This is a genomic window from Shinella yambaruensis, assembly GCF_050859155.1.
Classification (GTDB): Bacteria; Pseudomonadota; Alphaproteobacteria; order Rhizobiales; family Rhizobiaceae; genus Shinella; species Shinella yambaruensis.
In genome coordinates, this window is record NZ_CP150638.1 from 1706208 (window position 1) to 1719373 (window position 13166).

The 13166-nt window shown below is 65.5% G+C and carries 13 protein-coding genes and 5 tRNA genes; 9 read left to right on the top strand and 9 right to left on the bottom strand.

Translation table 11 applies throughout. The features are described 5' to 3' along the window. Position 1: 1 nt before the first annotated feature. From WMC41_RS08445 to recJ, 4 genes are all read left to right on the top strand, one after another. Positions 2 to 346: an SHOCT domain-containing protein gene (locus tag WMC41_RS08445; protein ID WP_244765595.1), complete on the top strand. Its 345-nt coding sequence runs from the start codon at positions 2 to 4 to the stop codon at positions 344 to 346. A gap of 174 nt (positions 347 to 520) precedes the next feature. Beyond that, complete coding sequence (locus WMC41_RS08450; RefSeq protein WP_064329964.1) at positions 521 to 1741, top strand: LL-diaminopimelate aminotransferase; 1221 nt, start codon at positions 521 to 523, stop codon at positions 1739 to 1741. A gap of 58 nt (positions 1742 to 1799) precedes the next feature. Next, a complete protein-coding gene (locus WMC41_RS08455; RefSeq protein ID WP_432347675.1) occupies positions 1800 to 3122 on the top strand; it encodes a homoserine dehydrogenase in 1323 nt (440 codons plus the stop codon). Positions 3123 to 3329: 207 nt separating this feature from the next. After that, positions 3330 to 5132, top strand: a complete 1803-nt coding sequence (gene recJ / locus WMC41_RS08460; RefSeq protein WP_432348299.1) for a single-stranded-DNA-specific exonuclease RecJ — start codon at positions 3330 to 3332, stop codon at positions 5130 to 5132. Between the two features lie 32 nt (positions 5133 to 5164). Here the strand turns inward: recJ and WMC41_RS08465 are convergent. From WMC41_RS08465 to gloA, 7 genes are all read right to left on the bottom strand, one after another. After that, positions 5165 to 5239: transfer RNA gene (locus WMC41_RS08465), tRNA-Glu, on the bottom strand. 101 nt (positions 5240 to 5340) lie between these two features. Further along, entirely contained in the window at positions 5341 to 5826 is a 486-nt protein-coding gene (locus WMC41_RS08470; protein ID WP_432347677.1) for a hypothetical protein, read from the bottom strand. Further along, a complete protein-coding gene (locus WMC41_RS08475; RefSeq protein WP_244765591.1) occupies positions 5823 to 6113 on the bottom strand; it encodes a hypothetical protein in 291 nt (96 codons plus the stop codon). The genes WMC41_RS08470 and WMC41_RS08475 overlap by 4 nt, the downstream gene beginning before the upstream one ends. 165 nt (positions 6114 to 6278) lie before the next feature. Then, positions 6279 to 6353 (bottom strand) — tRNA-Glu (locus WMC41_RS08480). A gap of 494 nt (positions 6354 to 6847) precedes the next feature. Continuing rightward, positions 6848 to 6922, bottom strand: a tRNA-Glu gene (locus tag WMC41_RS08485). Between the two features lie 136 nt (positions 6923 to 7058). Then, on the bottom strand, positions 7059 to 8288 hold the full coding sequence (locus tag WMC41_RS08490; RefSeq protein ID WP_432347679.1) for a D-Ala-D-Ala carboxypeptidase family metallohydrolase: 1230 nt from the start codon (positions 8286 to 8288) through the stop codon (positions 7059 to 7061). A 446-nt stretch (positions 8289 to 8734) separates the two neighbouring features. Then, the gene (gene gloA / locus WMC41_RS08495; RefSeq protein WP_432347681.1) at positions 8735 to 9175 is read right to left on the bottom strand and encodes a lactoylglutathione lyase; all 441 of its coding nucleotides are present in this window, start codon (positions 9173 to 9175) and stop codon (positions 8735 to 8737) included. A 195-nt stretch (positions 9176 to 9370) separates the two neighbouring features. Between gloA and WMC41_RS08500 the strand changes: the two genes are divergently transcribed. From WMC41_RS08500 to WMC41_RS08520, 5 genes are all read left to right on the top strand, one after another. Then, positions 9371 to 9949, top strand: a complete 579-nt coding sequence (locus tag WMC41_RS08500; RefSeq protein ID WP_272805383.1) for a cold-shock protein — start codon at positions 9371 to 9373, stop codon at positions 9947 to 9949. Beyond that, positions 9949 to 10446, top strand: a complete 498-nt coding sequence (locus WMC41_RS08505; RefSeq protein WP_432347682.1) for a DUF192 domain-containing protein — start codon at positions 9949 to 9951, stop codon at positions 10444 to 10446. Before WMC41_RS08500 ends, WMC41_RS08505 begins: the two co-directional genes overlap by 1 nt. Before the next feature lie 91 nt (positions 10447 to 10537). Then, positions 10538 to 10614: transfer RNA gene (locus WMC41_RS08510), tRNA-Pro, on the top strand. Positions 10615 to 10743: 129 nt separating this feature from the next. Beyond that, entirely contained in the window at positions 10744 to 11049 is a 306-nt protein-coding gene (locus WMC41_RS08515; protein ID WP_244765586.1) for an ETC complex I subunit, read from the top strand. 24 nt (positions 11050 to 11073) lie between these two features. Next, a tRNA-Arg gene (locus WMC41_RS08520) sits at positions 11074 to 11150 on the top strand. Positions 11151 to 11239: 89 nt separating this feature from the next. Here the strand turns inward: WMC41_RS08520 and WMC41_RS08525 are convergent. Further along, positions 11240 to 12109: a calcium-binding protein gene (locus tag WMC41_RS08525; protein ID WP_432347684.1), complete on the bottom strand. Its 870-nt coding sequence runs from the start codon at positions 12107 to 12109 to the stop codon at positions 11240 to 11242. A 262-nt stretch (positions 12110 to 12371) separates the two neighbouring features. Continuing rightward, positions 12372 to 13148: an amino acid ABC transporter ATP-binding protein gene (locus WMC41_RS08530; protein ID WP_244765584.1), complete on the bottom strand. Its 777-nt coding sequence runs from the start codon at positions 13146 to 13148 to the stop codon at positions 12372 to 12374. Positions 13149 to 13166: the final 18 nt, after the last annotated feature.

Here is a 13166-nt window from a genome sequence, read left to right on the forward strand (position 1 = left end):
CATGGCGTTCGAAATCAGGCGCTTGCGCGCCGCTCTTCTCATGGCCGCCGCCGCGGCGGCGCTCGCTTCCTGCGCCTCGAGCGAGACGACGTCGACCGCGACGGCGAATGCCGGCGCGAACCGGGCCGACGTCTATCCCGACATCACGGCGATCGTCAGCGCCGAGACGCAGCAGATGAGTGACGAGGAGGCGGCCGGCTATAGCGCGCGCCTGACGGCGCTCTCCAACAGCCGCCGCTCGGGCGCGATTTCGGAAGCCGAATACCGCCGCCAGCTCGCCGAATTGCAGGCGCTGCGCGACGGCCATGGCAAGGCGGCGCTTTCGCAAATCGAGAAGACGAATTAGCGCTTGCGTTTCTTGCCGTTTGGCAGCAAAGCGGATGACGGCCAATTGGCCGTCGGCCGGGCGGAGCGCCTTCATTTCGAACGCTTTCGTCCGTATCCGATTTCTTGATTCGCACGGAGTTTTGCGCCGTCCGGCAAGGCCGCCGGAGGGGCTTCGTGCCTAACGGGGTTGAAGATGGAAGAGTTTCACAAGGTCCGGCGTCTGCCGCCGTATGTTTTCGAACAGGTCAACCGTTTGAAGGCAAGCGCGCGAGCGGGTGGCGCCGACATCATCGACCTTGGCATGGGCAACCCCGACCTGCCGACCCCCAAGGCGATCGTCGACAAGCTCTGCGAGGTGGTCCAGGACCCGCGCACGCACCGCTATTCCTCGTCCAAGGGCATTCCGGGCCTGCGCCGCGCCCAGGCCGCCTATTACGCCCGCCGCTTCGGCGTTAAGCTGAACCCGGAGACGCAGGTCGTCGCGACCCTCGGCTCCAAGGAGGGCTTCGCCAACATGGCGCAGGCGATCACCGCGCCGGGCGACGTCATCCTTTGCCCGAACCCGACCTATCCGATCCACGCCTTCGGCTTCCTGATGGCCGGCGGCGTGATCCGCTCCATGTCGGTCGAGCCGGACGAGAGCTTCTTCCCGCCTCTGGAAAGGGCCGTGCGCCACTCGATCCCCAAGCCGCTGGCGCTGATCATCAACTATCCGTCGAACCCGACGGCGCATGTCGCCTCGCTCGATTTCTACAAGGACGTGATCGCGTTTGCGAAGAAGCACGACATCATCGTGCTTTCCGACCTTGCCTATTCGGAAATCTACTTCGACGACAACGCGCCGCCGCCCTCCGTTCTGGAAGTGCCCGGCGCCATCGACATCGCGGTGGAGTTCACCTCCATGTCGAAGACCTTCTCCATGCCCGGCTGGCGCATGGGCTTTGCCGTCGGCAACGAGCGGCTGATCGCCGCGCTGACCCGCGTCAAGTCCTATCTCGACTACGGCGCCTTCACGCCGATCCAGGTGGCCGCGACCCATGCGCTGAACGGCGACGGCTCCGACATCGCGGAAGTGCGCAACGTCTACAAGCGCCGCCGCGACGTAATGGTCGACACCTTCGGCAAGGCCGGCTTCGAGGTGCCGCCGCCGGCCGCCACCATGTTCGCCTGGGCGAAGATCCCGGAAAAGTTCCGTCATCTCGGCTCGCTGGAATTCTCCAAGCTGCTCGTCGAGAAGGCGGATGTCGCCGTGGCGCCGGGCGTCGGTTTCGGCGAGCAGGGCGACGATTATGTCCGCCTCGCGCTGGTCGAGAACGAGCACCGCATCCGCCAGGCGGCGCGCAACATCAAGAAGTTCCTCTCCACGGCGGACGAGACGATGCACAACGTCATCTCGCTGAACGCCCATCGCTGAAAAATCCGCCCTCCGCGTCTCTGCGGAGGGCTTTCTTCCAAAACGTTAGGACATGACCATGGCTGATGCCCTGAAGATCGGCATTGCGGGCTTGGGGACCGTTGGTGCCTCGCTCGCGAAGATTCTCGTCGAACGCAGGGACATGCTCGCAACGACGTGCGGCCGGCCGATCGCGATCGCCGCCGTGACGGCCCGCAGCAAGGGCCGCGACCGCGGCGTCGACCTTTCGGCCGCCGAATGGTTCGACGATCCGGTCGCGCTCGCCCGCGAGGCGAAGATCGACGTCTTCGTGGAACTGATGGGCGGGGCCGGCGATCCGGCCCATGCCGCGGTCAAGGCGGCGCTGTCGCGCGGCGTGCATGTCGTGACGGCCAACAAGGCGCTGCTTGCCGCGCACGGCGTCGAGCTTGCCGGCATCGCCGAGGAGAACGGCTGCATCCTCAACTACGAGGCGGCCGTCGCCGGCGGCATTCCGGTCATCAAGGCGCTGCGCGAGTCGCTGACGGGCAACACGATCTCGCGCGTCTACGGCATCATGAACGGCACCTGCAACTACATCCTCACCAAGATGGAGAAGGAGGGCCTCAGCTTCGAGGCCTGCCTCAAGGAAGCCCAGCGCCTCGGCTATGCCGAGGCCGATCCCGCCTTCGACATCGAGGGCAACGACACGGCGCACAAGCTGTCGATCCTGACGACGCTCGCCTTCGGCACGAAGATCTCGGCCGACGACATCTATCTCGAAGGCATCACCAACATCTCCATCGACGACATCCGCGCCGCCGCCGATCTCGGCTACCGCATCAAGCTGCTCGGCGTCGCGCAGAAGACGGACACGGGCGTCGAACAGCGCGTGCACCCGACCATGGTGCCGCTCGACAGCGTCATCGCGCAGGTGGACGGCGTGACGAATGCCGTGGCGATCGAATCGGACATTCTCGGCGAACTGCTGATGGTCGGCCCCGGCGCCGGCGGCAATGCGACGGCCTCGGCCGTGCTCGGCGACATTGCCGACATCGCCAAGAGCCGCCCGGGCGCGCAGACCGTGCCGGCGCTCGGCCGCCCGGCCGCCGCGCTCATCCCCTACAAGCGCGCGCAGATCCGCAAGCACCACGGCGGCTACTTCATCCGCCTTTCGGTGGAGGACCGCACCGGCGTCTTCGCCAGCATCGCCAGGCACATGGCGGAAAACGGCATCTCGCTGGAATCCATCGTGCAGCGCGCGCAGTCGACGACCGAATCGACCGATCCGAAGACCATCATCCTCGTCACCCACGCGACGATGGAGGATTCCGTCCGCAAGGCCGTGGCGTCCATCAAGGGCGAGGGCTATCTTGTCGGCGAACCGCAGGTGATCCGCATCGAGCGGCCGAAGGCTGCTTGATTTTGCGGCCTTTGCCGCGTCCGGGCACCCCCCTCTGCCCTGCCGGGCATCTCCCCCACAAGGGGGGAGATCGGCAAAGAAGCGGCGCTATGCTTGAATTGCGACGTTGACGAGGGGCGTGAGACATTGCCTCATCCAATCTCCCCCCTTGTGGGGGAGATGCCCGGCAGGGCAGAGGGGGGTAACACGGCAGGAGCCGCCATGAGCATGCTGGAAAACGCCGACCCCGTCAGCCGGGCCTTCCTGAATGTCGAGCGCTCGGTGACCGGCCAGCGCTGGGTGGCGCGGCTCGACCAGGCGGGGGAGAACCGGGCGCTGGCGATGAGCCAGAGCCACGGCCTGCCGGATCTCATCGCGCGCGTGCTGGCGGGGCGTGGCGTGCCGTTCGAAGGCGCCGTCGAGTTCCTCGACCCGACGCTGCGCCGCCTGATGCCCGAACCCTACAGCCTGATCGACTGCGAGGCGGCCACCGAGCGGCTGGCGCTGGCCATCGAAAGGCGCCAGCGCGTCGCGATCTTCGGCGATTATGACGTCGACGGCGCGGCCTCCTCGGCGCTCCTCTATCGTTTCCTCGCGCATTTCGGCGTGCAGGCGGAAATCTACATTCCCGACCGCATCTTCGAGGGCTACGGCCCGAACCCCAATGCCATCGCCCAGCTCATCGAGCGCGGCGCCGAGCTGATCGTCACGGTCGACTGCGGCTCGACCAGCCACGAATCGCTGGCCGTCGCGAAGGCGCGCGGCGTCGACGTCGTCGTCATCGACCACCACCAGGTGGGCGAGGCGCTGCCGCCGGCCCATGCGCTGGTCAATCCGAACCGCGAGGACGACCTGTCGGGGCAGGGGCACCTGTCGGCCGCCGGCGTCGTCTTCCTCGTCCTGGTGGCGCTGCAGCGCGTGCTGCGGGACAGGGGTGATGCGCGGGCGAAGACCTTCGATCTCCTCGCCATGCTCGACCTCGTGGCGCTCTCCACCGTCTGCGACGTCGTTCCCCTGAAGGGGCTCAACCGCGCCTATGTGGTCAAGGGCCTCGTCGCCGCGCGCCATCTCGGCAATGCCGGGCTGACGGCGCTCCTGAAGCAGGCGGGCATCGGCGGCCCCGTCACGCCCTATCATCTCGGCTTCCTCGTCGGCCCGCGCATCAATGCCGGCGGGCGCATCGGCGATGCGGCGCTCGGCAGCCGGCTTCTCACCATCGACGAGCCGGGCGAGGCCGAGCGCATCGCCAGGCAGCTCGACGACCTCAACCGCGAGCGCCAGGCCATGGAGGCCGCCATGCTGGCCGAGGCGGAGGCCGAGGCGCAGGCGGAATACGGCACCGGCGAAAGCGCCTCCGTCATCCTGACGGCCCGCGAGGGCTGGCATCCGGGCGTCGTCGGCCTGCTCGCCTCGCGCCTCAAGGATCGGTTCCGCCGCCCCGCCTTCGCCATCGCCTTCGACCCTTCCGGCAAGGGCACCGGCTCCGGCCGCTCGATCAGCGGCTTCGATCTCGGCCGCATGGTGCGCGCTGCCGTGGAGGAGGGCCTTCTCGTCAAGGGCGGCGGCCATGCCATGGCGGCCGGGCTGACCGTGGAGCGGTCAAACCTCGGCCGCCTGCGTGGCTTCTTCGAAGAACGCGCCGAGCGCGCCGTGCGCGATCTGGTGGCCGTGGAAACGCTGAAGATCGACGGGGCGTTGAGCGCCGGCGGCGCGACGCTGGCGCTCGCCGACCAGCTGGAGCAGGCCGGCCCCTATGGTTCCGGTCACCCGCAGCCGATCTTCGCGCTGCCGGCACACCGGGTGCGCGACGTCAGGCCCGTCGGCGTTAATCACCTGCGCCTGGAGCTCGAAGGCCCCGATGGCGGGCGCCTCGGCGCCATGGCCTTCCGCGCGGCGGAAGCCGATCTCGGCCTGTTTCTGATGAAGCAGCGCGGGCAGGCGGTGCACATCGCCGGCACGCTTTCCGCCGACAGCTGGCAGGGCAGCCGGCGCATACAGTTCCGCGTACTGGACGCCGCGAAGGCGTTCTGACGGGAGGGTCTCGATTGTCGAAAAGGGGAGGGTGGCACGCCCTAGGGGAGTCGAACCCCTCTTTTCAGAATGAAAATCTGACGTCCTAACCGATAGACGAAGGGCGCGTGCGGTGGGCGTCTTCTAGTCGGGGCCGCTGATTTGCGCAAGCCCTAAATGCAGGAATTTCCAGTTTTTTCCGTGGGGTTTTTCGGCGCGGGCCGCCCGGTCAGGGGCGGATGCTCGCACGATCGGCGAGGATCGAGGCGGGGTCGCAGGCGAGCCTCGTCATCTCGTTGCCCCGGGTGTCGTTCGTGAAGGCATCCGTCGAACCGTAGACGCGCACCTCTCCCTGCCGGATGCCGTCGGCCTCGCGCTTGTCCTCCGTCACCACGAAGGCATAGACATATTTGCCATGGGCATAACCGACGGCCATGGTCAGGTCCGTCGGATGGTCGATTTCGGTGTCCTTCGTCGAGAACCAGGTCGAATCGGTTTCGAAATACAGTTCCGCCGCCGCGGCGCCGACGGCATAGGTGTAATAGGCCTCCTTCTTGCCGGGGTGGTCGCCCGGCTCGGGAAGGCGGCAGAACTCGACGCGCGCATGGCGCTCGGGGATATTGCAGGCGAACTGCGTCCGCCAGGGCGGAATGCAGTTCGCCTCGGCGCAGACCGGCAGAAGCAATGCGAAAACCAGCGCGGCGAAGGGCTTCACGCGGCGGCCTTCTTCTTGCGAAGCCCGATGAACGCGACAATGCCGGCCGCAAGGCCGTAGAGCGCCCATTTGAACGGCAGGATATCGGCCGTTTCGCTGCGGATGGGCAGGACCGTGACGGTTCCGGGCGACGATTCGAGCCCCGCCTTGCCTTCCGCCCGGGCTGCGGCGATCTGGTCCGGCGACACCTCCCATTCGGCGCCCGTCCATGTGTCGTAAGCCATCATGCCACCACCGACGGCGCATGCGACAAGAGCGGAGAAGACGAGGTTGCGGGCTATCGACATGCTTGATTTTCCTGCTTATTTCGGTGCGCGCAAGATAGTCGGCGTTCCCTCGGCTGGCAAGCCGCATGGCCGCATGGAACGGATAGCGGGAGGCGCGGCAAAATGGCGGGTCGCGTCCAAGCGGGATCACGCCAAGCGTTTCGAGTCACAAAAACAGGGGAAGAGTGGCACGCCCTAGGGGAGTCGAACCCCTCTTTTCAGAATGAAAATCTGACGTCCTAACCGATAGACGAAGGGCGCGTGCGGTGGGCGTTATCTAGTCGGCACCGGACGGATTCGCAAGACGGAAAATCATGCGGGCGCCAACTTTTTCACAGGACGGAGAGAAGGAAACAGGCCTTCGGCGTTCCCGTTGCCGGCCGGCCCGGCCGAGAGCAGGCGGGCATGCCAATGCGCCGCGCCGCCATCCCGGATTGACGACTGGTAATCTCGCGGACGCCTTCCCATATATGCCGTGCTGAGGACCTGAGGCGCCGCCGTTCGACCCTCCCGGCGGGCGCCCGCTGGCTCAGCCTCGTTGCCCCTGTCGGCAACACGCAGCCGCTCGTCCGGCATGCTGGGCCGGGCGGGCGGCGCGACTTGGGCGGTTCGAGACCCCGGAGCGCTGGGCCAAGCTCGACGCGGCCTCTCGCCCGGCCGCGTAAGACTGCAGCCGTGAATGGTAAACGTTCTCGCCCATGCTTCGTTCCGAGACGGAGGGCTGGTCGCTTTGTGATACAGATTGTCGGGGAGGGTGGCACGCCCTAGGGGAGTCGAACCCCTCTTTTCAGAATGAAAATCTGACGTCCTAACCGATAGACGAAGGGCGCGTGCGGTGGGCGTCTTATAGAAGGGCGCCTGCGCTTCCGCAAGCCGGAAAAAGCCGTTGTGACAAAAAAATGAAGAGCCGCCCAGGGGCGGCTCTTCGTGCGAAAAGGCATCGATCACAGAGGGTTAGGGCGCTGCCTACTTGCGCCGCCGGCAGCGCCAGTTCCAGTCGCGCTCCGGGCCGATGTCGATATGCACGGATTCGGTGTGGCAATAGGTGCCGACGCCGCCGCGGCCCGGCATGGAGCGCAGATATTCGGCAAGCTCCCACTTGCTGACGCCGGAAATCTGGATATCCGCCGCGGCGCAGCGCGTGTGCAGCGATTGCTTCGCACGGTTGACCTTGATGTCGCGCAGGCCCGAGGTGACGATGATCGGCTTGTCGTAGTGCTTCTCGATCGTCTTCAGCACCTGCAGCAGTTCCGGCTTGAAACAGCCGGTGCGCACCTTCTCCGTCTGCAGCCACAGGCCGTTCGGCGCGAGGCGGGCAAGGCCGGCGAGCGAAGCGACTTCCTTGAACTGCGGGCCGTCGTCCTCGACCTCGTCGGCCTCCGAATGGTCCGTCGAGAACATGGAGCTGGCCATCGATACGCCGGGCAGCGTGCCGAGCGAAGCCTTGCGGGTGGCGCTCGCGCTTTCCCGGTTGAGCACGCGGCGCGGCCCTTCGGCAAAACGGTTGCCGTCGAACTGCTGCCTGGCCTCGCGCTTGTTGGCGAAGAGCGAGGCGAGCGTCATGGTCTTTCGCGGCTCGTCTTTCTTGATGTCGGTCGCGCTCGCCTGGCCGGTGGTGCCGGGCAGCACTGCCGCCGCGTCATCGCCCGCCGGTGTCGCAAGGACAAGGTCCGCCGCATTGCCGGTGGCGGCTTCCGCGGTGAGGGCCGTTCGCGCGGTCTTGGGGATCGGCCCATTTTCCGGCAGCGTGATCTCCGCCTGTTCGTCGCCGGGCGCGGCGAGCGGCTGCTGGCCGGTCGATCCGACCTGCGGCATGTCCTCGACCGGCAGGCGGCCGGACTGGTCCGCCGTCTGCGCCGCGCCGGTGCCGGCATAGAGGCTGTTGACGGAGGCATTGGCACCCGCGGTCTGCGTGGCATAGGCATTGCCGGTCGCGACCGCCTGGGTGCCCGTGCCGTAGATGCTGGCCCTGCCGGCATTCAGCGTCGTCGGCTGCATGACGAGGCCGGACCGGTCGGCGGCGGCGTCATCCGCGACCTGCCGGTCCGCCACCACCGCCGAAGCGGCATCGGCGGTGACGGAGGGCTCCCCGGCCGTTCCGCCGGCAGCCCCCGCGCTCACCACGGGCGTGGTGGTCTCGTCCGTGCTGCCTTCGGCGAGCGTGTCTTCGCTTTCCTGCGCGGCCCTGCCGTCCACGCGCATATCCGTTGAGACTGCGGAAACGCAGCCCGAGAGCGTGGCAACCGAAACAGCCAGCAGCAATCCATACCGCAGCGCCTTCAGGCCTGGCCACTTTCCCTGCATGTCCTGCAAAGGCTTTCCCCCGCTTTCGACGTTCGCGCCCCCGGTCTTGCTGCCGGTCGGGCCATTTCTTCAAACAGTCGCAACCGCAATCGAGAAAAGCCGAAGGGCCAAGCTGCGGTTGCTGCGATGTTAGCGTTTCGGTCGGTGGTGTAAAGGCCGAAGCGCGTAAAGCCGTGAAACGCAGAACGGGAGGCGATCCGGCCCGAATCGGCCAAGACGCCCTCTCGCTGGCGATCGACCGGATGGGCAAGAGGTATCCGGCCAAATACGGCGAAACGATGATCGTTGCACGGATGTATAGGACGCAAGCTTTGCCCGGGGCTTGCGTCCGGAAAGGGCTACCAGGCGCCGGTATTGCCCATGGAGGCCCAGGGCTCGGCCGGCGGCAGGCTGTCGCCCTTCTGCAGGATCTCGATGGAAATGCCGTCCGGCGAGCGCACGAAGGCCATGTGGCCGTCGCGCGGCGGGCGGTTGATCGTCACGCCATTGTCCATCAGCTTCTGGCAGATGGCATAGATGTCGTCGACCTCGTAGGCGAGGTGGCCGAAATTGCGCCCGCCGGTATAGTCTTCGCTGTCCCAGTTGTAGGTGAGCTCGAGGCAGGGGGCGGCGTTCGCCCGCGCGGCCTCGGCATCTTCCGGCGCGGCGAGGAAGATCAGCGTGAAGCGGCCTTTTTCGTTCTCGTGGCGGCGCACCTCCTCAAGGCCGAACAGCGTCGAATAGAAATGCAGGGACTGGTCGACGTCTTTGACGCGGACCATCGTATGGAGATAACGCATTGGAATATCCTTTGAATGTGGAATCGTCCGGAAGAGTAGGGTTTTGTCAGCCTGAGGCAAGCCTTGCGGCCTATCAAAGGGACCGGCAAAACTTTCAAAGGGACTTGCGCATTCGCATCGGGACAATGTTATTCTGGTTATCAAGAATCAGTTAACCGTAACTCATGTGACGCGTAAACGAGGGGCTGGCAGATCATGGCGGACAGGGTGTCTTCAAAGGAAATCACGAACCGTGATGACCAGAGCAATGACGCCGTCGATCTCGTCGAGATCACCGGGGTCATCAAGTGGTTCGACGTGGCCAAGGGGTTCGGCTTCATCGTGCCGGACAATGGCATGCAGGACGTGCTCCTGCACGTCACCTGCCTGCGACGCGACGGCTACCAGACGGTTCTGGAGGGCACGCGCGTCGTCGCGCTGATCCAGAAGCGTGACCGCGGCTACCAGGCCTTCCGCATCCTTTCCATGGACCAGACGACGGCCGTGCATCCCTCGCAGATGCCGCCGGTCAAGACCCATGTGCAGGTCACCCCGTCGAGCGGGCTGGAGCGCGTGCTGGTCAAGTGGTTCAACCGCACCAAGGGGTTCGGTTTCCTGACGCGCGGCGAGGGCACGGAGGACATCTTCATCCATATGGAGACGTTGCGCCGCTTCGGCCTGACGGAGCTGCGCCCCGGCCAGGTCGTGCTCGTGCGCTTCGGCGACGGCGAGAAGGGCCTGATGGCGGCGGAGATCCATCCGGACATGCCGGTTCCCGGCAACAGGGCCCACTGATGGGCCTTTTCGCGCGGGCGGCCGGTTTCGCGCGCCTTGCGAGCGCCGTCCTGGCGCTCTTCCTCTGTCTTTCCCTTACCGCCTTCGCGGCGGAGACGTTCGACACCCAGCCGCTGACGATCATCACCAAGGACGGCAAGCGCCACGCCTTCACCGTGGAGCTCGCCATCACGCCGCGCCAGCGCGAGCAGGGGCTGATGCACCGCCGCGAGATGGCGCCGGACCACGGCATGCTCTTCGCCTTCGGCGAGACGCGGCAGGTCTTCATGTGGATGAAGAACACCTACCTGCCGCTCGACATGCTGTTCATCGCCAGGGACGGCAAGGTGCGCGCGATCAAGGAGAATGCCGAGCCGCATTCCGAATCGATCATCGATTCGCAGGGGCCGATCGACTACGTGCTGGAGCTGAACGGCGGCACCGTGCGGCGCCTCGGCATCCGGGCTGGCAACCGCGTCGAGAACGAGCTGATGGATTCCCTGCGCAAGGCGAAATAGCCCGGCCATTTCCTGCGACAAGCGCTTGAAAACACCCATTTCCTGTTGCGGCAGCGGGCGGATGCGTGTATCTCCCCATCGCCGGGACGGACGGAGTGTAGCGCAGTCTGGTAGCGCATCTGGTTTGGGACCAGAGGGTCGGGAGTTCGAATCTCTCCACTCCGACCACGTCCGGCGGGCGTTTCGATGCCAAATGCGCGTCCGGTCATTCCCCCTTTACGGAATCCGGGTTATGCATTCTCGGACGCGCGCCGGCGGAACGGTGCGCCTTTATGCGAGAATTCTGGAGCCGCTTCGATGACCGCGAAGATCTATCGTCCCGCCAAGACCGCCATGCAATCTGGCAAGGCCAAGACCCATCTCTGGGTCCTTGAGTTCGATGCCGAGAAGCCGCGGACGATCGACCCGATCATGGGCTATACGAGCTCCGGCGACATGTACCAGCAGGTCAAGCTGACATTCGAGACCCGCGAGGAGGCCATCGCCTACGCGACGCGCAAGGGCATCGACTACCGCGTGATCGAACCCAAGGAAGCGACCCGCAAGCGCGTTGCCTATCCGGACAACTTCCGTTTCAACCGCATGCAGCCCTGGACCCATTGAGGTTTCGCTGGCCCTGCCAGCCCCGGCCCCTTAGCTCAGCTGGATAGAGCATCTGCCTTCTAAGCAGAATGTCGCAGGTTCGAGCCCTGCAGGGGTCGCCAGTCCTTCCGGAGCACTTCCGCTCTTCCCCGTAAAACGCTCTTTTCGTTTGTTCCGAACGTGGACTGCTCGGCCCGGTCGGCGCGAAGCTTCACAGAAGGAAGTCGCCCGCCTTCAGATGTTCTGTCGCGTCGAGCGCAATCGAAAAATCCGCCGTGCCGTCGCCGTCCACGTCGCCCTGGAGGATCGTGTCGCCGCTTTTTGTCGCGTAGCGCAGCTCACCGGCCTTGCCGTGGAATTTCTCCGTGCCGATGAAGTCGAAGGCCTGGTCGCCCTTGACCGTCTTGTCGGCGTCGATGCCCTTCAGGTCGATCCGGTCCCCTTCCTTCCGGCTGAAGTCGCGGATCGTGTCGCGCCCGCTCCTGGCGACGGTCGAATCGTGGAGGGACCGGAAGACGAAGGTGTCGGCCCCCGCGCCGCCATGAAGCCTGTCCGCATCGGGGCCGCCTTGCAGGCGGTCGTTGCCATCCTCCCCGTAGAGCCAGTCCCTGCCGAGGCCGCCCCTTATGCTGTCGTTCCCGCTGCCGCCCGCAAGCCGGTCGTCGAGGCCACCGCCAACCATCCTGTCATGGCCGGCAAAGCCATAGAGGCGATCGGGGCCATATCCGCCGGTGATGACGTCGTTGCCTCTCAACGCCGTTTCCAGGACTTTCCAGTCGTCCGCCTTTCCTTTGGTTCTTGCCGCGTCGATCACCGCGGTCGCCGAAAACGCGGCGCCCTCAAGGGACAGGCCGAGTCTACCTGCGAAAAAGAGGCTGTAGTCCGTGAACGTCCCGCCGATGGGATAGTCGCTGGCATCATAATGCAGCCCGCGGCCGCGAAACAGGGTCGTGTTGCCGCCGCCATAATCCACTTCGAAGCGCGTGCTGGTGGAGGACCGCACGAGCCCTTCGAAAAGGCCGCTCAGAGTGATGGCCCGCATGTCGATGCTGTGGAAAAGTCCGACCTTCACCTTTGCCATGGCCTGGCTCCCTCAACGGGTAACGGGACCGGTCCACCATCCGCCGGAGGTTCCCGTCGCCTTTCCCGGGGCACGCCTGCCGATATGCCGCGGTCGGCATGGGATCCCGGAACGCCGACTATGGACGAAGGCTGGCGTCTTCCGCAAGGGCCGGGCTTCCATCAAGGCAGGGTTTACGGAGCCCGGGCCGAGGCGGCCCGGCGACGCAAAAAGGCCGGGGCATCGCGAGATGCCCCGGCCTTGGCTCGTGCTTCGGCAGCTCCTAGTGCAGGATCTGGCTGAGGAAGAGCTTCGTGCGCTCGTGCTGCGGGTTGTCGAAGAACTCGGCCGGCGAGTTCTGCTCGACGATCTGCCCCTGGTCCATGAAGATGACGCGGTTGGCGACCTGGCGGGCGAAGCCCATTTCGTGCGTCACGCACAGCATGGTCATGCCTTCCTCGGCGAGCGAGACCATGGTGTCGAGCACTTCCTTCACCATTTCCGGGTCGAGCGCCGAGGTCGGCTCATCGAACAGCATGATCTTCGGTTTCATGCAGAGCGAACGGGCGATCGCCACGCGCTGCTGCTGGCCGCCGGAGAGCTGGCCGGGATACTTGTTCGCCTGTTCCGGGATCTTGACGCGCTTGAGGTAGTGCATCGCCACTTCCTCGGCGTCCTTCTTCGGCATCTTGCGCACCCAGATCGGGGCGAGCGTGCAGTTTTCCAGGATCGTCAGATGGGGGAAGAGGTTGAAGTGCTGGAACACCATGCCGACCTCGCGGCGCACCTCGTCGATCTTCTTCAGGTCGTTGGTCAGCTCGATGCCGTCGACGACGATCCTGCCCTTCTGGTGCTCCTCGAGACGGTTGATGCAGCGGATCATCGTCGACTTGCCGGAGCCCGACGGGCCGGCGATGACGATGCGCTCGCCCTTCATGACCTTGAGATTGATGTCGCGCAGAACGTGGAAATCGCCGTACCACTTGTTCATGTTGACAATCTCGACGGCGACATCCGTCGCGGAGACCGTCATCTTTTGCGCCTGGGCCTGGTTTGCCATTGTTGTTGGTTCCTCTCA